The sequence below is a fragment of the Roseibium sp. MB-4 genome (genome assembly GCF_053005265.1).
The window spans coordinates 241,220-263,058 of the sequence record NZ_JBRKQB010000003.1; the positions used below are offsets into that span (position 1 = coordinate 241,220).

General features: G+C 55.4%; 20 protein-coding genes. 11 read left to right on the plus strand and 9 right to left on the minus strand.

Going from position 1 to position 21,839, the window contains the following annotated elements:
* Positions 1-157: 157 nt before the first annotated feature.
* Entirely contained in the window at positions 158-1,855 is a 1,698-nt protein-coding gene (locus ACVDG4_RS17645; RefSeq protein ID WP_447236077.1) for a methyl-accepting chemotaxis protein, read from the plus strand.
* 83 nt (positions 1,856-1,938) lie between these two features.
* On the opposite strand, the gene ACVDG4_RS17650 is transcribed toward ACVDG4_RS17645, so the two are convergent.
* Positions 1,939-3,063 (minus strand): flavin monoamine oxidase family protein, encoded by a 1,125-nt coding sequence (locus tag ACVDG4_RS17650; RefSeq protein WP_447236078.1) that lies wholly within the window; start codon positions 3,061-3,063, stop codon positions 1,939-1,941.
* Between the two features lie 263 nt (positions 3,064-3,326).
* On the opposite strand from ACVDG4_RS17650, the gene ACVDG4_RS17655 reads away from it, so the two are divergent.
* On the plus strand, positions 3,327-3,527 hold the full coding sequence (locus ACVDG4_RS17655; protein WP_422019659.1) for a hypothetical protein: 201 nt from the start codon (positions 3,327-3,329) through the stop codon (positions 3,525-3,527).
* A 95-nt stretch (positions 3,528-3,622) separates the two neighbouring features.
* On the opposite strand, the gene ACVDG4_RS17660 is transcribed toward ACVDG4_RS17655, so the two are convergent.
* The 5 genes from ACVDG4_RS17660 to ACVDG4_RS17680 form a co-directional block, all read right to left on the minus strand.
* Positions 3,623-4,135 (minus strand): hypothetical protein, encoded by a 513-nt coding sequence (locus tag ACVDG4_RS17660; RefSeq protein ID WP_447236079.1) that lies wholly within the window; start codon positions 4,133-4,135, stop codon positions 3,623-3,625.
* 238 nt (positions 4,136-4,373) lie between these two features.
* The gene (locus tag ACVDG4_RS17665; protein WP_447236080.1) at positions 4,374-5,864 is read right to left on the minus strand and encodes an amino acid permease; all 1,491 of its coding nucleotides are present in this window, start codon (positions 5,862-5,864) and stop codon (positions 4,374-4,376) included.
* Between the two features lie 4 nt (positions 5,865-5,868).
* Positions 5,869-7,251: a glutamate decarboxylase gene (gene gad / locus ACVDG4_RS17670; RefSeq protein WP_447236330.1), complete on the minus strand. Its 1,383-nt coding sequence runs from the start codon at positions 7,249-7,251 to the stop codon at positions 5,869-5,871.
* Positions 7,252-7,493: 242 nt separating this feature from the next.
* The gene (locus tag ACVDG4_RS17675; RefSeq protein ID WP_306148053.1) at positions 7,494-8,279 is read right to left on the minus strand and encodes a class I SAM-dependent methyltransferase; all 786 of its coding nucleotides are present in this window, start codon (positions 8,277-8,279) and stop codon (positions 7,494-7,496) included.
* On the minus strand, positions 8,276-9,469 hold the full coding sequence (locus ACVDG4_RS17680; RefSeq protein ID WP_447236081.1) for a Rossmann-fold NAD(P)-binding domain-containing protein: 1,194 nt from the start codon (positions 9,467-9,469) through the stop codon (positions 8,276-8,278). Before ACVDG4_RS17680 ends, ACVDG4_RS17675 begins: the two co-directional genes overlap by 4 nt.
* A gap of 529 nt (positions 9,470-9,998) precedes the next feature.
* On the opposite strand from ACVDG4_RS17680, the gene creD reads away from it, so the two are divergent.
* Positions 9,999-11,417 carry a cell envelope integrity protein CreD gene (gene creD, locus ACVDG4_RS17685; RefSeq protein ID WP_447236082.1) on the plus strand — a complete coding sequence of 473 codons (1,419 nt, stop codon included), beginning with the start codon at positions 9,999-10,001 and terminating at the stop codon, positions 11,415-11,417.
* A 178-nt stretch (positions 11,418-11,595) separates the two neighbouring features.
* A complete protein-coding gene (gene msrA / locus ACVDG4_RS17690; RefSeq protein WP_209172134.1) occupies positions 11,596-12,240 on the plus strand; it encodes a peptide-methionine (S)-S-oxide reductase MsrA in 645 nt (214 codons plus the stop codon).
* A 34-nt stretch (positions 12,241-12,274) separates the two neighbouring features.
* Here the strand turns inward: msrA and recQ are convergent, their stop codons facing one another.
* On the minus strand, positions 12,275-14,164 hold the full coding sequence (recQ, locus tag ACVDG4_RS17695; protein ID WP_447236083.1) for a DNA helicase RecQ: 1,890 nt from the start codon (positions 14,162-14,164) through the stop codon (positions 12,275-12,277).
* A 255-nt stretch (positions 14,165-14,419) separates the two neighbouring features.
* Between recQ and ACVDG4_RS17700 the strand changes: the two genes are divergently transcribed.
* Positions 14,420-15,184, plus strand: coding sequence for a hypothetical protein (locus tag ACVDG4_RS17700; RefSeq protein WP_447236084.1), 765 nt, complete (start codon positions 14,420-14,422; stop codon positions 15,182-15,184).
* Between the two features lie 25 nt (positions 15,185-15,209).
* On the opposite strand, the gene ACVDG4_RS17705 is transcribed toward ACVDG4_RS17700, so the two are convergent.
* Both ACVDG4_RS17705 and ACVDG4_RS17710 read right to left on the minus strand, forming a co-directional pair.
* Positions 15,210-16,109, minus strand: a complete 900-nt coding sequence (locus ACVDG4_RS17705) for a lysophospholipid acyltransferase family protein (RefSeq protein WP_447236085.1) — start codon at positions 16,107-16,109, stop codon at positions 15,210-15,212.
* 116 nt (positions 16,110-16,225) lie between these two features.
* Positions 16,226-16,603 carry an MAPEG family protein gene (locus tag ACVDG4_RS17710; protein ID WP_447236086.1) on the minus strand — a complete coding sequence of 126 codons (378 nt, stop codon included), beginning with the start codon at positions 16,601-16,603 and terminating at the stop codon, positions 16,226-16,228.
* Positions 16,604-16,729: 126 nt separating this feature from the next.
* Here ACVDG4_RS17710 and ACVDG4_RS17715 point away from each other — a divergent pair, with 126 nt between their 5' ends.
* From ACVDG4_RS17715 to mdh, 6 genes are all read left to right on the plus strand, one after another.
* A complete protein-coding gene (locus tag ACVDG4_RS17715; protein WP_447236087.1) occupies positions 16,730-17,104 on the plus strand; it encodes a carboxymuconolactone decarboxylase family protein in 375 nt (124 codons plus the stop codon).
* 133 nt (positions 17,105-17,237) lie between these two features.
* Complete coding sequence (locus ACVDG4_RS17720) at positions 17,238-17,684, plus strand: arsenate-mycothiol transferase ArsC (protein WP_447236088.1); 447 nt, start codon at positions 17,238-17,240, stop codon at positions 17,682-17,684.
* Positions 17,685-17,792: 108 nt separating this feature from the next.
* A complete protein-coding gene (locus tag ACVDG4_RS17725; RefSeq protein ID WP_447236089.1) occupies positions 17,793-18,326 on the plus strand; it encodes a protease inhibitor Inh/omp19 family protein in 534 nt (177 codons plus the stop codon).
* 73 nt (positions 18,327-18,399) lie between these two features.
* Positions 18,400-19,185, plus strand: a complete 786-nt coding sequence (locus ACVDG4_RS17730) for a DUF7662 domain-containing protein (protein WP_447236090.1) — start codon at positions 18,400-18,402, stop codon at positions 19,183-19,185.
* A 312-nt stretch (positions 19,186-19,497) separates the two neighbouring features.
* Positions 19,498-20,655, plus strand: a complete 1,158-nt coding sequence (zapE, locus tag ACVDG4_RS17735; RefSeq protein WP_447236331.1) for a cell division protein ZapE — start codon at positions 19,498-19,500, stop codon at positions 20,653-20,655.
* A 173-nt stretch (positions 20,656-20,828) separates the two neighbouring features.
* Positions 20,829-21,791 (plus strand): malate dehydrogenase, encoded by a 963-nt coding sequence (gene mdh / locus ACVDG4_RS17740; protein ID WP_447236091.1) that lies wholly within the window; start codon positions 20,829-20,831, stop codon positions 21,789-21,791.
* Positions 21,792-21,839: the final 48 nt, after the last annotated feature.

The following is a 21,839-nucleotide window of genomic DNA, read 5'->3' on the forward strand; positions in this document are numbered from 1 at the left end:
GATGAAAGAGAAGGGTGGTGAATGATGGAGGAAATTGGGAGTTTATTTGCCAGATAAACTACTCAAAAAAAACACTAATTCGTATTTGTCAGCTTTAAGTTTGTTTAATCAAATCATGCAAAGAGGGACCATCCGTAATTTTCTCAGGTCAGTCATTATGTTTCTCGACAATTTCAAAATCGGCTTCAAGATCTGGATCCCGGTTATCAGCTTGGCTGTCTTCACGCTGGCCTTGGTGACTTATGATCTCGTATTTCTGCGCTCGATCTTGTATGGCGAACGTACCCACAAGACCCAGACCGTCGTTGAAGTCACCAATTCGGTTCTGAAATACTTTCATGAGCTGGAAGCCTCCGGCGAACTTTCCAAGGACGAAGCCCAGAAGTGGGCGCGTAACGTTGTTCGTGCCATCCACTACGATGGCAACAACTACGCCTTTATTTTTGACCTGGACGGCACCCGCATTGTGAGTGCGAAGCAGTCTTCCGAGGGCAAGAGTGCGTGGAACTCACAAGACAAGACCGGCAAGTATCACGTCCGGGAAATGATTGAGGTTGCCAAGTCTGGTGGCGGTGTCAGCAGCTATATGTGGAACCGCAAGGGGGAAGAAGAACTTCTTCAGAAGGCGACCTGGTCGGAGGTCTTTCAGCCTTGGGGCTGGGTCACGGCGACTGGTGTGTATGTGGATGATGTGTCCGCCGCTTTCTGGTCCAAGGCCAGCGCCTTGATTGGCGTGCTCATTGTCGGAGGTCTGATTGCTGCAGCGATTGCCGTCGCCGCAATCCGCAATATTTCGGTACCGCTGAAGGGGCTGACATTGGGCATGAAGCAGCTCGCAGACGGCAAGACTGATTTCCCCATTGTGGGCACTGACCGGCGCGATGAAATTGGCGATATGGCCGAGGCCATGGAGACCTTTGTGGCCAATGAAAACATGCGGCGCGACCTGGAAGACCAGCAGACCAATCGTCAGGAGCTAGATCTCCAGCGATCGCGGGCAATCCAGAACCTCTCGTCCGATTTTGATGTGCAGGTCTCCGGTCTGCTTGAGACGATTGGCGGGTCCGTTGAGAGCCTGCAGCACGCGTCCACCAATCTGAACTCCGGAGCTCAACAGACCACAAGCCAAAGTGAAGCGGTTGCATCGGCAGCAGCCATCGCATCGGCAAACACTGAAACAGTGGCTGCCGCGGCGGAGGAACTTGCGGTGTCGGTTTCGGAGATCAGCCGTCAGGTGTCGTCATCCAGCGAAATCGCCTCCGAGGCGGCAAGCCAGGCAGCCCAAACCAACCAGCGCATTCAGGGCCTTTCTGAGGCCGCTGCGAAAATCGGTGAGGTCGTCACGCTCATTCAAGCGATTGCCGAACAGACCAACCTGTTGGCGTTGAACGCGACCATTGAAGCGGCAAGAGCCGGCGAAGCAGGCAAGGGGTTCGCCGTGGTGGCTGCTGAAGTGAAGGAGCTGGCAACGCAAACCTCCAAAGCGACGGAAGAAATCTCTACCCAGATTTCGAGCATTCAAGGGGAAACCCATCACGCTGTTGAGGCAATCGGGGCGATCACCAGCACAATCGGCAAGATTAATGAGATCACCACGAGCATTTCAGTGGCTGTGGAGCAGCAAGGTGCCGCGACCAACGATATTGCGTCCAACATTCAGCAGGCCGCTGCCGGAACGCAGCAGGTTTCTGACAACATCGGCGGCGTGTCGCAGGCTGCAACAGTGACCAACCAGGCAGCAGATGTTGTCTTCACGGCTGCCAACAGCCTGGAAAAAGAAGCTCGGGAACTGCGCGAAAACGTTGGCGCATTCTTGAAAGGTGTCAAAGCCAACGCGACGACCGACGCTGCTTAGATCGCTTTCCGTATCCTTTGAATTGGCGGCGTGCAAATGTTGGCCGCCATTTCACTTTCACTGATCCGGAGTTGCGGGCCGGCTTACAAGCCCGGCACAGCTTTGTTTGACTTGGCCAAGTGACGCCGCACCCAAGCAACGGAGCGCTCCGCAGCCTCCAAGGCGCCTTCCAGAAAGCCACCGTTCTCCGGTGCGGTTTCCGTACCGGACAGGAACAGCCGGTCATGCCAGGATTCAACAATTGGCAACGGTCCGTATTGCGGGTGGCTCGTCAAAGTTTCCTGATCACGCTGAGTTGCCACCAACGGGTCCGTTGCCCAGACCTTCAAGAAGACCTTTGCCGGGCGTCCAGCTTCGGGCCCAAAGAGCTCCTTCAACTGCGTGATCGCCCGTGAAACAAAGGCCTCACGATCTGCTGTGTTTTGGATGTCGTGAGGGGAGACAAAACCAAACAATGCTGCCTCGCCCTGAGGGTTTTCTTCCGCTGAAGCGTCGTGGATTTCGACCAAAGGACCGACATGGCTGATAGCATCGCCTGAAAAGCCCTGAGCGCGCCAAAAGGGTCGATCATAGACAGCGACAAGTTTCGCATGTCCGGCCATCCACGTTGGAACTGCAGACATATCCTGTTTCGTTTCAGCGACAAGATCTGGCAAAAAGGCGATACGTGCAGCGGCCAATCGCGGAGGTAAGGCAAGGATGATTTGCCGGCAGGAAACGCGGAAGGGACCTTCAGGTGTCTTTCCCGACACTGTCAGGCCAGACGTGTCCTGTTCAATTGCGGTGACGGCGTGTTGATAGGCAATCGTGCCGTCAGGAAGCCGGGCAGCCAAGCCGTCTGTAATGCGTGTCAGACCGCCAGGTATCCGCAATGCATCTCCCATCGTTGCAAAAGCGAGATCGCGGCGGATGCTGCCTGTCTGATCCTGAAATATGAGGTTTCCGGCTGAGTGCTGACGGATCAGGGGTAAATCCAGTTGCTCCGCCAACTGAAGCACTCTTTGATTATGCGGCCAGATCCATGCGGGGCCAAGATCATAGCGCAGATTAGGAGACGAGGGCCCAGGCAGAGACCGGATGCGTCCACCGGCCGTTTTGCTTGCTTCAAACACCCTTGCGTCGACGCCCAAGTTCGAAAGCAGAGCTGCCGTGGCCAATCCGCAGAGACCTGCCCCGATGATAGCAATGTCTGTCGAGTGTTCGGACATCAGCGGCACCTATTGTGCGAGTATTATAAAATGCCCACAGGCAAACCACTCGCGTTCAGCGTCAATATGGATCGCGTGATTGTTCAATCCAGTCTTTGTCAGATCTTCACATGGGAAAAGAGCTCGCAATATGGCGTAGTTAATAATTTGCGCCCAGAGCAGAAACAATTTGCCTAAAGCCCTTAGCGCCAATTTTGGGAATTGTCTCTAGGGTGCCTTTAACGCCACACAGTTGGCGATGGTACTGCAGGGAAAGAGTGGTCATGTCTCAAACAGCGTCACAGTTTGAAACACTTGGAAATGCGTCACATACGGAATTCGGTGACACTCAAGGCCGGGCGGTTGAAAGCCGCTTTTATCCGATCATGGGAAAAAACGTCAGCATACAGGCGATCGTCGAAGGGTCTCTGCTGGCTCAGATCGAACTGGACCCCATCCCGGAATACGGCATCTTCGCTGACTAGTTCAGTTGATCTGACATTTTTGTTGGTCTGATTCGAAAAAGAAACCGCTCCGAAGGTGTCGCAGCGGTTTTCTTCTTTAGGGCGTATCAGAAAGCCTAGGCTTGTTTTTGACGCTCAATGACATCAAGAACACCGACCATTACGACGGCATAAAGCACGTGACCAACCAAGGCGACCCAGGTGATACCGGTAAAGTTCAGGAAGAACGGCAAACCGGCGATTGCCGAAATACCGCCAATGGCAAAGATCCAAAGACCTACCCCGTAGATCGCGGCTGGCAGGAGCCAATGTGTGTCGCCGACAACACGTTGCCAGATCGGAGCAAAAACGTACATCCAGCCGATCGGATAGCCGACAAGACCCACCAAATAGAAGTGAACAAAATATCCTGCAAAGGCGCTGCTGGGCAGGCCGAGGCTTGCCAGAAGGCTTTGTGCCAAGCCGTGAGGTGAAAGATTTGCAAAACCCAAACCCGGGCTGATGACCTGCCCCCAAAGATCAAAAGCAATGGTGGCGAAAAAGCCTGAAATGAACATCAGGCCTACAGTGTTGACCGAAACAGCCGGTGCGGTTGCGGTCAGGTGTCTATCTGCTGTTAGTGTCGTCATGATTTCTGCGCTCCCAAATCCGATTGCGATAGACCACATGTGGGAGCGAGATCACTGGCATTGAAATCAAGGTGTGCCACGCTTCCGTGACCTGATTTCCCTCAAAATATCAATGCGTTTTTGTGAAGCCGCTTCAAGGCAGCCTGGATTTCCAAGGTGTGCATCACCTGCCATGACAGGGGCGTGAGCAGCCGTGAAGCCGATTAGGCCTTCAAATGACGCTACCGGCCCATAATCGTCAGGTTATTTCGTCCGTTTTGGCCTGATCTTGGACCCAGGACGGGCGCTTCAAAGCGTGGATCAGGATCGGCAGACCAATGAAAACAACAAAACCTGCCGTTACCACACCGACATAGGTTGTGGGGCTGCCCACGGGGAGCTGGCTTGGCGGAAAGAACGAGGTGACAAACGCAAAGGCCACTCCGGCAAAGCCGATCCCGGCTACAGCGATCAATCCGCCAAGGCCACCGGGCACTTTGTAACTTCGCTCAGCGTGCGGTTGTGTTAGCCGCAGGCGAACTGCAGCCGCGTACATCATCATGTACATCACCAAGTATAGCGTGATCGTCATTGCCGACAGCAGGAAGAAGGCGACGGAGACATTTTTCAAGACAAAGTAGAGCAGTGCCAAAACGGTGACGATGCCGCCTTGAATGAGCAGAATTGTTACCTGCACTCCGTTCTTGTTGGTCCGCGCAAGAAAAGGCGGCAACTCGCCGTCACGGGCAGTTCGGAGAAGACCGCGGCTTGGGCCGGTGATCCACGACATTACTCCGGCAAGAGCGCCAAGAGCGATCAACAGGGCAAGGATAGGCACGAGCCAGCCCAGGTCGAATTCTTTCAGCGCGATCTGCAAGGCCTGCATCGGACCTTGGTCGAGGGCAATCTCATTTGCGGGAACGATGGATGCAAGCGCCAACGAGCCCAGGAGGAAAAGTGCAACGATGATCACGACAGACAAGAGTATGGCTTTCGGGAAGTCCCGCGCCGGGTTCTTGAGTTCGTTGGCGTGAACGGCATGAACCTCAACACCGGCAAACAGGAGCACAATGCCGCCGAGAAAAGCCAGGGATGACAGGCCTGTGATATGTGGAAAGAACCGCAAATGCGCATCGCCTCCGGTCACTGATGCGCTTTCCAAAAAAGCCATCGTTTGCCCATCCGCAATCCAGGCCGCACCGAGAGCGATGATCAGAAGTCCAGGGATCACCGTCCCGAGTAGAAACCCGGCCGAGGTGAACCGCGCCGCCGCGCTGGTGCCGGTCAGGGCAATAAAGGTTGCAAACCAATAGGCCGCGATGATGACCGACCCGGTATAGATGCCATCATCGGCAAGCTCGGGTCGTCCGATGACATAGGCAAGGGACGCAGCTGCGAAAGCAAGCACGGTCGGGTACCAGACCACGTTCTGGATCCATTGCAGCCAGATGGCGACAAAGCCCGCCCGGGCGCCAAACGGGGCTTTCACCCAATCGTAGATCCCGCCGGTTGAATGGGCGAACATGCCGCCCAGTTCGGCAGCGACCAAAGCGGCTGGTATCAGGAAAATGAAGGCGGCGAAGCCGATGTAGAACAGCAGCGTCGTACCTTCAACAGCCATCAATGGCAGGCCGCGCAGGCTGACCACGGCAGCGACTGTCATCATGGCAAGGCCGAGAACGGTGATTTTTCCGGTCGCTGAGCTGTCCTTGGCCGGGCGCTCCGTGCCAGCCTGAGCGGGATCTGACATCGGTCTATCGTCCGTGGTGGAAGGAGGCTTTGGCTTCCCGGTTGCTCATCGGATTTCGATCGAGAAATTCGATCGTCCGGCTCATATCCTCAATCAACAGTTCCATAAGATCGCGGCCGATCCCATGGCGGACCATAACCCGCTGAACAATGAGATCATGCCGGTTTGCCGGAAGCGGATACGAGGCAATTTGCCAACCGCGCATGCGCAACCGCTCCGACACGTCGTAGAGCGTGTAGCCGCGGTCGGCACTGTTCTTCAGGGAATAGCAGACAGCCGGCAGACCACCATCGCCATTGTAGAGCATGTCGAAATGCCCGGTCTTTTGCAGCTCAGCGGCCAAATACTGAGCTGTGTCGGCACAGGCGCCTTGAACTTCGGTATACCCTTTCCGGCCAAGGCGCAGGAACTGGTAGTATTGCGCCACGATCTCGCCAGCGGGCCGCGAAAAGTTGAGCGCAAATGTTGGCACCTGGCCGCCCAGATAGTCGACGTTGAAAATCAATTCTTCCGGCAAGTCTTCCGGTTCCCGCCAGATGGCCCAGCCGACGCCGAGCGGGGACAAGCCATATTTGTGTCCGGATGCATTGATTGATTTCACACGTGGCAAGCGGAAATCCCAAACAACATCTTCGTGCAGGAACGGTGCAATGAACCCGCCAGAGGCTGCATCTACATGGATCGGGATATCAAGGCCACGTTCAGCTTCGATCCGGTCGAGTTCTTTCGAGATTTCTTCGACGGGCTCATAAACGCCGGTAAAGGTCACGCCTAGGGTTGGCACAACGCCGATGGTGTTTTCATCAACTGCCTCAGCCACTTGTGCAGCGGTCATGCAAAGCTCGCCGTCAAGGATAGGGAGTTCCCGCAATTCGACATCGAAGTAACGCGCAAATTTGTGCCAGCAGATTTGTACCGGCCCACAGATCAAGTTGGGTTTGTCGGCCGGTTTGCCGGCGGCCTCCTGGCGCTTGCGCCATTTCCACTTGAGAGCCAGGCCGCCTAGCATCGCCGCTTCAGAGGACCCGGTCGTTGAACATCCAAGCGTGGTTTTTGCGTCCGGGGCGTTCCACAGATCGGCAAGAATGTGGACGCAGCGGTGCTCGATTTCGGCCGTCTGCGGGTACTCGTCCTGGTCGATCATATTTTTGTCGACGCAGTCCTGCATGAGCTGCTGGGCCTGTGGGGGCACATAGGTTGTGCAGAAAGTCGCCAGGTTTTGGCGAGAGTTGCCATCAAGAAGCAATTCGTCGTGGATCAGATTGTAAACCGTATCGGGGAGCGAAGAGTTCTCCGGCATCCGGAACTTTGGCAACGGCTGTTCGGACAAGTCGCGGGCATAAAGGTCAAAAACGTCGTCCCGCCGACCGGGTTGGGATTGATGCAATGCCACTGGAAACCTCCCTGTGAATACAGGCGTGTGATGGATGCCCCATACGACCATAGAATTCAGATCATGTGCAATGCCTACCCTGTGCAGTGCATGCTGTCCTGTGACCCGCGTCACAACTGTGCCATTCGGTGGTGGCCACTAAAGATTCTATTGATGCGAAAAAAGAAAACGCCCCGGGCAGCTTCCCGGGGCGCTTGATTGAGCGGAGGAAATTCTCGGTTTGTGGGTGGCCTAGGTCAGCCTTTGGCCTTGCAGACCAACAGGGTGCTGTTGCACCAGCCGCGCAGGCCCGGCAAGCGGCCAAGGGTCCTGGTCAATCCGATTTCCGCCGGTTTCAGTGGACCCCACTCGAATGTCTTGGAACGCAGGTGATGGAAGAGTTTTCCATGCCGGTTATGTTCCTTGTACCAGGGGCTGAACATAGGGGTGTAAGGCAGGACGCTGAGGTAACCGATGCCATGGACTTCTTCGATATCGGCGGCCTTTTCGACGATATTCATCCATTCCTTGAGTGTGAAGCGGACATGGTGTTCCGGATAGTGCAGGTGGCCGAATTTCAGCCGGTCGAGCCGGTAGAGTTGCGGCACGACCGCAAGCACCAGACCACCCGGTGCAACCACTTCGCAGCATTGGCGCATGGTGGATTCAATCGCCTCGGCCTTGCCCGGAAGATGCTCCAGCACATCCAGCAGGGTAATGACATCCGGGCGCCAGGGCAGGTCTTCCTTGTGCTCGGACAGCTTCGTGGCATCAAGCACGATGTCCGGCTGGAAAGCGGCTTCGTAGTCGGCGCCGCAATACTCAAACTCCAGCCCGGTTGCGGCCAGATATTCCTTGGAGATCGAAGTCGAGCAGCCGATATCCAGGATCTTTGGTGTGTCCGTGCGGCCTTTGGCCCAGGATTTGATTTTCCGCGAAACCGTATCGAATTTCACGGTCCCGTAGAGATTCTGCTTTGAGTTCGACAGCTTCTTCACAAGATACTGTGAGTGTACTGTCAACTCGTTGGTTGTATCGGTCATAGCTGGTCCCTCTGCTCAATCCACAGCTGTGTACACAACGCCTCGCTGGCTGGCGTGATGCGATGAATTCCCGGCTCGTACGGATAAAAGGTGATGTCCGACATCAGGACGATCAGTTCGCCCAGAATGAGTTCGACGATCTCATCGGCGACGCTGCCAGATCCCGGAATGAAGTTTGCTGGATAACCGTCGTTGACGAGGCAAATCTGACGCTCGCCGCAGCCATTCTCGTTCTGGAAATGGAAGGCTCGGATCGACGGATGAATATCGGCGCTTGGCGCGGTTTCCAGATAGTCGACATCTATCTCTATGCGCCGGGAGCTGGCGCTTGCAACAATACAGCCGCTGCGCAATTGGCGCAGCACCTGTTCCGTGATCGACAATCTGCCGGCTGCGCCGACGATCAGATCGCACTTGTCCAACTCCCTTGGTGACATGTGCGCCTGAAGACCCGAGAGGCGCGCTTCTGCCACCTTGAGCGGGTCGGTGTCGATCACCATCGGAATGACATCAAGGCGGCGGAAGGCATGGGCAACACCGGAGCCGATCCATCCTGCTCCGAAAACAGCGGCATGGCGTCCCGCAAGGGAGTTGCCGAGATCCCTGGACAGGCCGTCCAGGCAGCGCACGATGGTTTCACCACACCGTTTGGCTTCCAGGCGCTTCAGTTCGCTGTCGGCGCAATGCAGCACTGGTACTTTCAAATTGAGCTGTTCGGCCCGCCACACACCTTGTTTGGTGATTTCGACGACACCCTCAACAAGGTCCAACTGATCGGCAAAACGTTCATGAAGCAGTTCAACGACATAGCCGCCAACTTCCTGGATCACCAGTTTCTGACCAGATGAGCGGCACTGCAGAAAACTTTTCTGAATAGCAGCTGCAAGCGCTTCTTTGAAATCATCCTCGGTCTTCGGGCAATGCACGATAGAGCCATAACGCGATTGCCATTTCGTGCGTGTCGCATCGCTGCCGGAAGAATATGGAATACCGATGATGGCATCGAAATCCATGATCCCAGCCAAGGCATCAATCATCCGCATGGTGTCGTCGAACAGATGCGCGACCAGCATGAAGCGGTGCGTTTCTGCCTGGCACAGGTCGAGGCGTTCGACCAGCGCCGGAAGATAATTCGCCCGGCGCACATAATCAGCGCTGGCGCCAAGAGCCATGTTGTTTAACGGTGTCATTCACAAAGTGTCCTTTGTTAACGAATTATTAAGAACTGGCCACGCAGCAGAAGACAAGCAGGGGTTGCCAAAAACCTTGGTATAAACCGGATTCATGGTTAACCCGCTTTTGTGGTAACTCGATTACTCTGAGTTGATACCTTGGCTAGTACACTGAAAACCCGTTCGGATTCTCAGTTGAGTTCGTTCCGTTGCCAACAATTGGTCCACAGCTTGTTCACAACAGATCTTGTGAGGATTGATTGCCAATCCGGGGGGTGAATTCCGAAACAGGTCAAAAGTATTCAAGTTTTATGTAATATTTACAAGGGCAAATATGCGGCACGCAGAGGATTGCAAAAGTCTGTTTAGCCAGCAAACTATGCCGCTCGGCAGACTTGCCTTGGCCCAAATTGCCTAAATTCACGAGCCACCGGCATATTCAAGCCACATTTCCTCCGCCGAAAAATCATCGGGTGTTCGAACAATGTGCTGATTGTTCCGATTTGATAGTGCTTGTGGGCAACCCTTTGGCAGAGGATTGCAGAAAATGGCGAACGCAACATCGGCACCAACCGCTGACGACGAAAACGGATCTCCCCAGAACCGACAGTCACCGAAACTACCAGCAGTTCTGAAATCGCCCGCGGTCAAGGTTTTCCTGATCGGCTTCCTGACCGTTCTTCTTCTCATACCAACGACGTTTGTTTGGTTGCTCGTGGAAGAGCGTGCCGACCGCGCCAAGGGCGTGGCGGCGGATATCGCACGGTCCTGGGGTGGCACGCAGTCGATCAATGGTCCTTATCTTGCCATTCCATTCACGGAGACTGTCATTTCCGGAGATGGCGAGAAGCGGCAGCGGACCGTCCATCATCGAACGGTGGTCTTGTTTCCTGAACGTCTGGAATTGAAAGGAGACATCGGTGTCGAAGAACGCCGCAAATCAATCTACACATTGCCGGTCTATAGTGGTCAGATGTCCATGGAGGGCCGGTTTGCTGCGCCGCCCTCCGGCATCTTCGAGCCGAAAGACGGCGGCACGATCAAGATCGCAACGGACAAAGCCATGGTTGTCGTTGGCATATCTGATGTCCGCGCGCTGCGCAGCGAAGTCGCGATCCGTCTCAACAACACACAAACTGTGCAGTTTGAGCCTGGCCTTGGTGTCCTGGCCAAGCACGGCGGTTCCGGTATCAACGCACCAGTCGCAGCTGATATCTGGCAAAGAGGCTTTTCCTTTGATCTGGCCATGCACTTGAACGGCTCATCAGCCCTTTTTGTAGCACCGGCCGGGCAGACGACGCTGGTCACGTTCCAGTCCGATTGGCCGCATCCAGGGTTTACAGGAGCTTTCCTGCCTGAACAGCGTTCAATCACGGACAGTGGGTTTACCGCAAACTGGACCATCCCTTATCTGGCCCGTGGCATTCCTAAGACCATGGAGGTCGACAGTTTGCCGCTGTCCGGCAAACTGATGGGTGTGAAGTTTGTCGAGCCGGTGAACTTCTATCAGACGATTTCAAGGTCATTGAAATATGCAATCGGTTTCATCAGCCTGACCTTTCTGGCAGTTTTCGTTTTGGAGATGCGATCGGGCTGGCAATTTCACTGGATACAATATGGGTTGGTTGGTTGTGCGCTGATCATCTTCTACGTGATGCTGTTGGCCTTCGCTGAGCATATTGGTTACGGGCCGGCCTACCTGGTCGCTGCAGGTTCGGCGACGCTGTTGAACGCCATCTACGTTGGGACCTCGCTGAAAAGCCGAATTGCAGGATTTGTTATCGCAGCTGTCCTGACCGGTATCTTTGCGACCCTTTACGCTTTGATGCGGGAACAGGACTACGCCTTGCTGATCGGATCTGTGATCGCATTTGCAGCTCTTGCCGTGACCATGTTCGTAACGCAGAGGATCGACTGGTCGGGGCTGGACACACCGCGCTCACCATCTCACCGTCAGGCTGTCTAGCAAGAAAAACAGCGGTGCCTGTCAGGCGGGGTGGCGATCCACCTGTCGGGGCATTGCATTGGTCAGAAGCAACGTGAGTCACACATCCCTCACGGGCTTGTGCGGTAATGACAATGGAGTTGAGTTGCCTCCAGCTGCAGATGCGTTAGCTCTGATACCAACATACGGAGGATTTCTCATGAAGCGTCTTGCCCCGCTCGCCCTTGCAACTCTGATGACCGGTGCCGCCTATACGGTTCCGGCGAACGCCGAGACGGCGGTGTTTGCCGGTGGCTGTTTCTGGTGTGTTGAATCAGATCTGGAACAGCTTTCGGGCGTTCGCGATGTGGTGTCCGGTTATGCTGGCGGAACCACGCAAAACCCGACCTACAAGAACTACGAACGTGGTGGTCACCGCGAAGTCGTTCAGGTCGATTTTGATGAGACCAAGATTAGCTATGGCGAGCTCTTGGCGATTTTCCTGAGAACAGTCGATGTGACCGACAGCGGCGGGCAATTCTGTGACCGGGGTTTTGGATACTCCACTGCGATCCATCCTTTGAACGCAGCGCAGGAAAAAGCGGCGAAGCAGGAAGTGGCAAAAGCGGAAAAGGCGCTGGGCCGTAAAGTGGTGACCCCGATTGAAGACGCTGCAGTCTTCTGGCCGGCTGAGGACTATCACCAAGGCTATTACAAGAGCAATCAACGCACCTTGACCCGGTTCGGCTATGTAACCCGTGCCGATGCCTACAAAGGCTACCGAAAGGCCTGTGGCCGGGATGCTCGTGTAAAGCAAGTCTGGGGTTCCGAAGCCTTCAAGGGACTCCCGCAAGCCGGATCCTGATCAAACCACGATCTGCTCAAACTTTGAGGCTGGCTTAAACGCCGGCCTCGAAGGCTTCCACCAGATCCAGAACTGCTTCGCCATACTTGTCCAGTTTTGACTGGCCAATGCCGGAGACCGATAGAAGGCTGTCCGGCGTGACCGGGCGCGCCGCAGCGATCCCGGCAAGAGTGGCGTCGGGAAACACCACATAAGGCGGCACGCTCTGATCCCGAGCAATTTGGGTGCGCAAACGGCGGAGCCGATCAAACAGCAACCGGTCTTCCTGGTCCAGCTCATCCGCCAGAGAGGCAGCCCGCGATGTCCGGGTGTTCTTGAGGCCAGAGGCGCTGCGGTCTTTGCGCAGACGAATCCTCTCTTCACCCCGCAGAACCGGCCGCGCCTTTTCGGTCAAGACCAATGCGCCAAATTGCGCGTGGTCAACGTCGACATATCCGGCAGCAACGATCTGCCGGGTGATCGATTGCCATGTTTTGAGCGCGTGATCCTGACCGATACCGAAGACGGAGAGACTGTCGTGGCCGAAGCGGGCGGACTTCTCGCTGGTTTTGCCCAGTAGCACATCGATCACATGACCTGTGCCAAAGCGCTGGCCGGTCCGGTAGATCGCCGACATGAGCTTCTGCGCAGGTTCCGTGCCATCCCATGTTTCCACGGGCGATAGACAGGTGTCGCAGTTTCCGCAAGGTTCTGGATAGGTCTCACCGAAATGGGCGAGCAAGGCCTGGCGCCTGCAGCCCGCCGTTTCGCAAATTCCGAGGAGTGCGTTGAGCTTGGCATTTTCCGCGCGTTTGACCTCGTCCGGGGCATCGCCCTCCGCAATCATTCGCCGGCGTTGCACGAGATCCGCCATACCATACGCCATGAAGGCTTCGGACGGCGCACCATCCCGCCCGGCGCGGCCTGTCTCCTGATAATAGGCCTCGACAGATGAGGGCAGGTCCAAGTGGGCCACGTAGCGCACATCCGGCTTGTCGATCCCCATACCGAAGGCCACCGTGGCCACTAGGCAAAGATCCTCCTCCAGCACAAACGCATCCTGATTGACTGCCCGCTGTTCTGCAGGCAAACCCGCATGATAGGGCAGTGCACGAATGCCCTTGGCATTTAGCCACTCGGCGATGTCCTCGACCTTCGCCCTGGAGAGGCAATAGACGATGCCACACTCGCCCTTGTGCTTCTTCAGGAAATCCAGAAGCTGCTGGCGCTGGTTGTTCCGTTCAACGATTTCATACCGGATGTTGGGCCGGTCGAAACTGGTCGAAAAAACTTCCGCCTCATCCAGCTTGAGTCGCGCCTGAATGTCTTTCTGGGTGTGCGGATCGGCTGTTGCTGTGAGTGCTACCCGGGGCACGCCCGGATAGCGTTCCGCCAGGGTGGAGAGGCTTAAATATTCAGGGCGGAAATCGTGGCCCCATTGGCTCACGCAATGCGCCTCGTCAATGGCAAAGAGCGCAATGTCGAGCGTATCTAGGAGCTTGCGGAAACTCTCACTGCTGAGCCGTTCCGGCGTAACGTACAAGAGATCAACTTGTCCACGTTGCAATTCCAGACGTAAAACTGCTTGTTCGCCAGGCGTGAGCGTGGAGTTCAAAGCAGCTGCGTTAACGCCGGCGGCTGTCAACGCGCCGACCTGGTCCTTCATCAGCGCAATGAGCGGGGAGACAACTATCCCGACACCGCGGCGACAAAGCGCCGGGATTTGGTAACAAAGCGACTTGCCGGCACCTGTTGGAAAAAGCACGACTGCATCCCGGCCATCGACAAGCGACTGGATGACCGCCTGTTGCTTTCCCCGGAAATCACTGAAGCCGAAGATTTTCTGCAGCACAGCCAAAGGGCGCGCCTCGCCAGTCACTGGCGGTGCAAGCGTGGCCTGAATCGTATTGGGTTCCTCTGCGGCGGGCGCAGGTGAAGCGGACATGTTCGAATGATTCTCCTGAACTCATCGCACCATGTCTTATTCGCCGCTTCAGGGCAATTGCCCCGCCTGTGGATGATTTGTTGTCGTTGACCAACGCAGCGGACAGTTGCCGGAGCTGGAGTTGATTTTTCGAAGCGCCGGCTTCTGTTTGGTGATCGTAACTAAACTAAAAATTACCTTTTAAAATAATGCAATATTAAAGGGAATGTTGTTATCGGTCATCCAGACAGTGAGCAGACCTACTGGAATGGTTTAATGGACATCTTTTTTTTGATACTCGCTCGTTGCGTTGAAACTCTGCGAAAGAGGGGCAGAGACATTCTTGCACTTCTGGCAGTTTGGGGCGCCCTTGCATTTGGTTGGCAACTCCCTTTCAATCTCGGCTTGATTGGCGGTGATGGGCAAGCGCACGGAAGTGCGATATTTGCAATAACTATTGGCTTAAACGTTTTTGTTGGGTGCGCATTTGCAGTTTCCGGGCACCGTTTGTTTTTGATTGGAGAGACAAAAAGAGTGTCAATTCGGGACTGGAGCAATGAATTTCGATACTTGTGGCCGATGTTAATATTGATGGTCGGATATAATCTATTTCTCGCATTGGCTTTGGAACTGACAAGTGTAGTCGCCGGATCCGCGAGTATTTTTTTTGATATTGTGATTTGTTTGTTGGTGACGCCGCTTGTCTATAGACTATCTTTGATTTTGCCTGCTGCGGCCATAGGGGAAAAGTTCTCTATTTCGGATGCTTTGATGGTCAGCAAAGGAATGGGAGGGCCAATGATGTTGGTCAATGCGGTTCTCATGCTGCCGTTGGTATTTTTAGGTGGTGTTGGGTTTGTTCTTTTAGTGCTGCTACAAAAAGCAACGGGAGCAGATAGTATGATTTTACTGTCTACGCTTTTAGTGACAGTTCTCTCGTACGCGACAATTGCAGTCACCGTATCGGTGCTGTCTAGCGGCTACTCAGTCGCAAAGCAGCGATGGTTTTCTTCAGAGAGTGAAGAATTAGTTCAAACGTGACAAACATCGGATCCGGGCAGACAGTTCAAAACTCCGCGTCCGGGTCACTCGCCAGTGTTTCTGCGCAATGTAAGCGCATTTGCTCGGTAAGCTCTGTCAGGTCGCCGTCCAGCCGTTCCGGGCGGATCGGCTTGCCGAAGTGCACCCGGAACTCGGCGTTTTTCTTGTTCAACAGTTCGTTGAAAACGGTCATGTCGCGCAGTTCTGTCGAGACCCGCGCCAGGAAATAAAACAGCCCGGAATTCCGGCCGCCCATATGCATGGGAATGATCGGCGCCTTGTTCTTACGCGCAAGAGCCAACGCAGACGTCATCCAAGGGCGCTCGGTGAGCTTGCCCTCGTGCCAATAGGCAAGACGTCCAGACGGGAACAGGACAACGACGCGCTCCTTAGAGAAGGCGGATGACGCAATCTTGAGCGTTTCTTTCGACTTTTCACGGCTTTTGAAATCTGCCCGCCACTCGACCGGAATGATCATGTCTGCAAGCTGCGGATTGATGCGGATGGCGTCCCGATTGGCGAAGATTGCAAGATCCTCGCGCCGCTCCTTGATGGCATCGAACAACACAACACCATCGGCAATACCTGTGGGGTGGTTTGAGACCAGGACGACCGGGCCGTCCGTTGGAACGCGGTCCAGGCCGAGGGTCGTGACGTTCAATTGCAACAAATCGCTGAGGTGCCGGAAAACGTCCACCGCGCTCATGTGATCGATGGTGTTGGCCATTTCGACGGCTGACCGGTAGCGCAGGATTTTGAAGGCAAAGGGACGAATGAGGGGCCACCATGGGCTCGCCATCACCTGTTTGCCGCGTTCTGCGATCAGCACATCCACTATATGAGGATCGGCGGGAAGGCGCGTTGCCACCGCTTCATTTTCATGACGGGTGGGAAGCGTGGTGGTCGTCTGGTCTGTCGTCCGCACTCTTTAACCCCTGCCGGTTTCGATGCTCGATCCACACTGCCATGGTTAGCGAAAGCAGTCCGGCCATGCAAATGTTCAAAATAGAATTGAGTTTTTAAGTGTCAGGCTGTTGCGTTTTAGCTCCACACGGGGCTTGTGAATATTGCGACGCAGGTCAGGAAGCCTGCGGTCCAGGCCAGTGAGCGTGGGTTTGATCGATCCGTCCAGTAGCAGAACACATAAATCACCCGCAGCATCACAAATAGGACAGCCAACTGGTTGATCCAGTAGTCGGACCCGCCTTGACCGATCCCGACGATGACAGAGATGGCAAAAAGAGGAAAAGCTTCAAAGCCGTTGGCCTGAGCTGCTTGTGCCCGTGCCCGGAACCCCTCGCGCCAATAGTCTGGATCGCGCGGATAGGCGTTATCAAAGTCCTTGTTCAGTTTTGCCGGAAATGCCGAGAGGATTGGAAGAATGGCGGCGGCAAGGATGCACCAGATGGCAAGCGGCACAGTTATCTCCATGACGTCGAGATTGGGGTGCGCCTTCATTCGCATGCAAATTGAGTGATATCAACGCCAATCGCGCAAGTGCGTCTTTAAGTATCCATCCGTCAGCAAAACAGCGGAGGAGCGAACATGTCCGTTAGCGATTGGCAATCCTTTATTTCACAGACCGACAAGAGAATGGCCGATCTTCGGAGTGGCATCCCCGGTGTCACCAAAGGGTTTCACGAAGTGGCTCGCTCGGCCATTAGTCCGGGTGCTTTGGATTCGAAGACCAAAGAATTGATTGCTTTGGCGATTGGAATTGCGGCGCGCTGCGACGGTTGCCTTGCCTACCACTCCAAGGCGGCCGCAAAATATGGTGCGAGCCGGGAAGAGATCATGGAAACGATCGGTGTCGCGGTTTATATGGGCGGCGGCCCGTCGATGATCTATGGAGCCGAAGCGCTGGCGGCATTCGATGCATTTTCCGGACACGGCGCGTCCGAGGCCCAAGACCCTAAGTAGTATTCAGAAGATTGGCTGTTTATCCGCTGAGAATGTCGGGCACAGCCTTAAACTGTCATAATAGGGTCTGAACCTTTGGCTATGGCATCCGCGAAATTGGGAAACATGCCCCAACGTCGCAAGAGGATTCCCTGTGCCAAAAACCACCGTGTTGTTTGTGTGCCCCGACAACAGTTTGCTCGGGCCGATGGCCGAAGCCTGCCTCAACGCCAGAGGCAGCGGCCTCATGCGAGCCTTTTCTGCAGGCCTTCAGCCTGCGGCGCAGATCAGTAAGAATGTCAGCCGCCTTTTGTCGGAACATGGCGTAAGCGCGCAAGGCCTTTCGCCGAAATCCATTGATGTGTTTTTGATGCCATATGCGATCGTGCCGGATCGGATCATTTATCTGAGCGACGTAAAGGCGATCCTTCAACCGTCGTCCTGGAAGGGGACAACATCAAGCCATTGGTGGAGCGTGACGGATGGCGGCGCCTTGAGCGATGATTTTTCAGCCTGTTCTGCTTACCTTAAGCGTATCTGGAAAGCGATTGACGGTCTGATTGATCCGTCCGTCCCATCGGAGCTTTCCACCGGCAACTAGGTTGCCTGACGGAAATTTGTAGAGTTTCCGCGGGAGCCTTTGGATTTTCGCCAAATTGTAGGCTAAGAGTGGCGGCATATTGGGACGTCATTCAGGGACTGATTCGTTATGAAGCGTGTGGCAAACTTGGGTTTGGTTGTGGGGTTGGTGATTCTCGCTGCGGGATGCCAGAGGCTTTCCGGCGGACCGAATTATGCTGCTCCGCTGCCCGCCACGCCGACGACGCCGGTTAACTCCGGTGCTTTGCAGCCGCTTGACCCTGCAGTCCCGGGATCTGAAACCGCGACAGCCGGGCTTGATGGAGCCGCACCCACAACCGATGGTGCCGTGGCAGCCGTGACACCTCCTGCCAACGCTCAACAAGTGGGCCGTACAGACCTCCTCGGCGGCTGGAAACTGGCCTCTGGCGCCGACAATTGCATGGCATTCATGACCTTAACGACCTGGTCTGGTGGCTACCGTGCAAATACCAGAGGTTGTGCCACGCCTGTGCTGACCGGAATTTCCGCATGGGATCTGAATGGCAATCAGGTGGTCTTGAAGGACGGGAGTGGGCAAACTGTTGCGCAGCTCTACTCCAGCCAATCCGGGCGGTTTGACGGCCAGACGGCAACTGGAGTGCCGGTCTCTCTTTACCGTTAACAGCCCTCAGTATTTTTTCTGGACAATGCGCGCAATGCGTGTATTTTTGCATGGTCAACTAAGGACTGTGCAAATGTCAAAATATGAACCTTTGCGGGAACACTTGGCCAGAATGGACGACGTGGTGTGGGCCGCGAAGCTGGACGAGGTCGAGGAGATCATCGGATCAAACCTGCCGCGCAGCGCCAGAGAGCATCGCACCTGGTGGGCCAATTCCGGCGGTAGTCTGGTGCATCAAAATGCTTGGCTGGATGCTGGATGGCGTGTTGAGCGGACGGACCTGAACCGGGACGTCATCATTTTCCGGCGCCTCCGGATCGGTGGAACCAGCATCGCAGCCCAGAGCCAACGCGCGCAAAAGGATGTTCGAAACCCTCAGCGCGCTGCTGAAAAGCGCTTGACCCGGGAAATGGCTTCCTTGCGGCAGCCAGCGACCGTGACCCTGCGGACCGAGTGGACGACCCTTGGTGACGTTCAAAAGACACCCTGTTCAAATTCAACGATCCCGAGGGATGCGGGCGTCGTCCGTTTTGCCGCCATGGATGGGGAAGAGGTCAGGACAGTGATCATTGCAACGCAATCGATCCACAAACTGTACCGTGCTCTTCGTTTGGAGATGAAGGGCATGTCCGGGTCTGATGAAGATTTGCCAGCACTCAAACTCATCAACAAATCCGGTTTTGACCCGAAGCAGCCAATTGAGTGCGATGTTGTGAAATCTGGAAATGCTTGGCTGCTCACCGATGGGCGCGGCCGCAAAGCCAAAATGGATGACAAAACAGAATGTCATCTCGTGGCGCAACTCCTTTACGTGCAAGAGCTTCAATCTGGCCGGACGAGCAAGCTTTTGCAGGTTTGACGGGGCCGCCGCACCCTGACCATGTCCTCCAAAATTTCTCAGGGTGGTCCTCTCCAGCGCCTGCTGGAGAGGATTTTTTGTTTCTCTCTCAAGTCGTTGGCTGACAAATGCCAGAGATCGGGAGTTTTAATTGATTTAAAGGCAAAACTCCCTTCGCGTGGTTCCAACTGGCAGTCCCGCAAACATGTCATGTCAGAAGAGCCGTAACGCTTTTTGATAGCTTGCATCTGCGACGTTTTGACAGTATCCCCGCCCCCAAAAGGTCACGCCTTACCCTCCATGGACTTGCAGGATGGAGCTCAGCACTTGAAGCTGGAATTGCCGGTCAACCGCGCCTTGGGCGCCCGCTACGATGCGCTTGTCGCATCCGGTGATATTTCTGAAGACCCGGTTCAGCGCGAGGCAGTCCGGCATCTTGATCTTCTCAACACCCGGCTTGGCGAGACACGACTGGCTTCTAAGAAGAGCTCGCTTGGCTGGCTATTTGCCAAGAAAAAGAACCAGCTCTGGGCCTCCGTTCAGGGGCTATATATGTGGGGCGGAGTTGGTCGGGGCAAAACCATGCTGATGGACCTCTTCTATGAGGTCACCGTGATCCGGCGCAAACGGCGTGTGCATTTTCATGAATTCATGGCCGATGTGCATGAACGGATCCATGCGCACCGGCAGGCGCACAAGCGGGGCGAAGTCAAGGGCGACGATCCGATCCCGCCCGTGGCGGCGCAAATCGCAGAAGAGACCCGGCTGCTTCTCTTCGATGAATTTTCCGTAACCGACATTGCCGATGCGATGATCCTGGGGCGACTGTTCACGCAGCTGTTCGAGTTGGGGGTCATTGTTGTTGCCACCTCGAATGTGAACCCGGATCTCCTCTACAAGGATGGTTTGAACAGGCAACTTTTCACGCCATTTATCTCGCTCTTAAAGTCCAAAGTCAGTGTCTTGCATTTGGATTCGCCGACAGATTACCGGCTTGAAAAACTTGCAGGATCTCCCGTCTATTTGACGCCGCTTGGGGATGGGGCGCGCGCTAAGATGGACGATCTCTGGCAACGGCTGACACACGGTATGCCGACGCACAAGGAAGAGCTGGAAAACAAGGGCCGGAAGATCCCCGTTCCCTGCACGGCAGCCGGCGCAGCACGGTTTACATTCGATGATTTGTGTATGCAGCCGCTCGGAGCAAGTGATTACCTGCGCATTGCGCATGCCTACAGCACACTGTTTTTGGACGATGTGCCGGTGCTGTCGAAAGCCCGGCGCAATGAAGCAAAGCGATTTATCACACTTATTGATACGCTTTACGATAACGGCATCAAACTGATCATCTCCGCCGCGGCTGAGCCGGCCGATCTTTACGTGTCGACAGACGGAACGGAGGCCTTTGAATTCGACCGGACGGCCTCGCGGCTGATCGAGATGCGTTCAGAGGCCTATCTGGCGGGTGAGCGGCGGGAAAGACACGCATAGATACGCATTCCCTATAGGGGAGGAATGTGTGCGGGAATAAATGAAAAAATTTGGTTTTGCTGGCGCAATATACTTCTGGCGAGGTTGCGCGGGCGGAACAAAGGGAGTAGTGCCATCGTCAGTCATCGGCGGATGGCATGGAGTTCCATCTTACGTAAAGGGAAACTTTCGATATGGCGCGGAACAAGATTGCCTTGATCGGCTCGGGTCAGATTGGCGGCACGCTCGCTCACCTGGCAGGCTTGAAGGAACTGGGAGACATCGTTCTCTTCGACATCGCGGAAGGCATGCCACAAGGCAAGGCTCTCGATCTCGCAGAGTCCTCTCCGGTCGACGGCTTTGATGCCAAGCTGGCAGGAACCAACACCTACGAAGCCATCGAAGGCTCAGACGTTGTTATTGTTACCGCAGGTGTGCCGCGCAAGCCGGGCATGAGCCGCGACGATCTTCTGGAAATTAACCTCAAGGTCATGGAGCAGGTCGGCGCAGGTATCGCCAAATACGCTCCGAACGCGTTCGTCATCTGCATCACCAACCCGCTCGACGCGATGGTCTGGGCTCTGCAGAAGTTCTCCGGCCTGCCGAAAAACAAAGTCGTCGGCATGGCTGGCGTTTTGGACAGCGCCCGCTTCCGTTACTTCCTGGCTGACGAGTTCAATGTTTCCGTTGAAGACGTTACCGCATTCGTCCTTGGCGGCCACGGCGACACCATGGTGCCGCTGACCCGCTATTCCACCGTTGCAGGCATCCCGCTCACCGATCTGGTGAAAATGGGCTGGTGCACAGCCGAGCGTCTCGAAGAAATCGTTCAGCGCACCCGTGACGGCGGCGCAGAGATCGTTGGTCTCCTGAAAACCGGTTCCGCTTTCTACGCACCGGCAGCATCCGCGATCCAGATGGCCGAGAGCTACCTGAAAGACAAGAAACGCGTTCTGCCATGTGCAGCTGCCCTCGACGGTCAGTATGGCCTGAAAGATACCTATGTCGGCGTTCCGGTGGTGATCGGCGCAGAGGGTGTTGAGCGCGTCATCGAAATCGACCTGCAGGGCGACGAAAAAGCCGGCTTTCAAAAGTCGGTCGCGTCTGTCGATGGCCTTGTTGAGGCCTGCAAAAAGATCCAGCCGGCGCTCGCATAAGAACGCGCCTGCCGACGAGTTTTAGCGGCCGCCCCGTGTTGGGGCGGT

Bases quoted from the DNA above. Each gene is read 5' to 3' on its own strand.
- ACVDG4_RS17650 (WP_447236078.1), bottom strand. From the start codon at position 3,063: ATGTCCGAACACTCGACAGACATTGCTATCATCGGGGCAGGTCTCTGC.
- ACVDG4_RS17660 (WP_447236079.1), bottom strand. From the start codon at position 4,135: ATGACGACACTAACAGCAGATAGACACCTGACCGCAACCGCACCGGCT.
- ACVDG4_RS17730 (WP_447236090.1), top strand. From the start codon at position 18,400: ATGTCAAAATATGAACCTTTGCGGGAACACTTGGCCAGAATGGACGAC.
- mdh (WP_447236091.1), top strand. From the start codon at position 20,829: ATGGCGCGGAACAAGATTGCCTTGATCGGCTCGGGTCAGATTGGCGGC.
- recQ (WP_447236083.1), bottom strand. From the start codon at position 14,164: ATGTCCGCTTCACCTGCGCCCGCCGCAGAGGAACCCAATACGATTCAG.
- ACVDG4_RS17680 (WP_447236081.1), bottom strand. From the start codon at position 9,469: ATGACACCGTTAAACAACATGGCTCTTGGCGCCAGCGCTGATTATGTG.
- ACVDG4_RS17715 (WP_447236087.1), top strand. From the start codon at position 16,730: ATGTCCGTTAGCGATTGGCAATCCTTTATTTCACAGACCGACAAGAGA.
- ACVDG4_RS17700 (WP_447236084.1), top strand. From the start codon at position 14,420: ATGGACATCTTTTTTTTGATACTCGCTCGTTGCGTTGAAACTCTGCGA.
- ACVDG4_RS17665 (WP_447236080.1), bottom strand. From the start codon at position 5,864: ATGTCAGATCCCGCTCAGGCTGGCACGGAGCGCCCGGCCAAGGACAGC.
- ACVDG4_RS17675 (WP_306148053.1), bottom strand. From the start codon at position 8,279: ATGACCGATACAACCAACGAGTTGACAGTACACTCACAGTATCTTGTG.
- msrA (WP_209172134.1), top strand. From the start codon at position 11,596: ATGAAGCGTCTTGCCCCGCTCGCCCTTGCAACTCTGATGACCGGTGCC.
- ACVDG4_RS17645 (WP_447236077.1), top strand. From the start codon at position 158: ATGTTTCTCGACAATTTCAAAATCGGCTTCAAGATCTGGATCCCGGTT.
- ACVDG4_RS17725 (WP_447236089.1), top strand. From the start codon at position 17,793: ATGAAGCGTGTGGCAAACTTGGGTTTGGTTGTGGGGTTGGTGATTCTC.
- creD (WP_447236082.1), top strand. From the start codon at position 9,999: ATGGCGAACGCAACATCGGCACCAACCGCTGACGACGAAAACGGATCT.
- ACVDG4_RS17655 (WP_422019659.1), top strand. From the start codon at position 3,327: ATGTCTCAAACAGCGTCACAGTTTGAAACACTTGGAAATGCGTCACAT.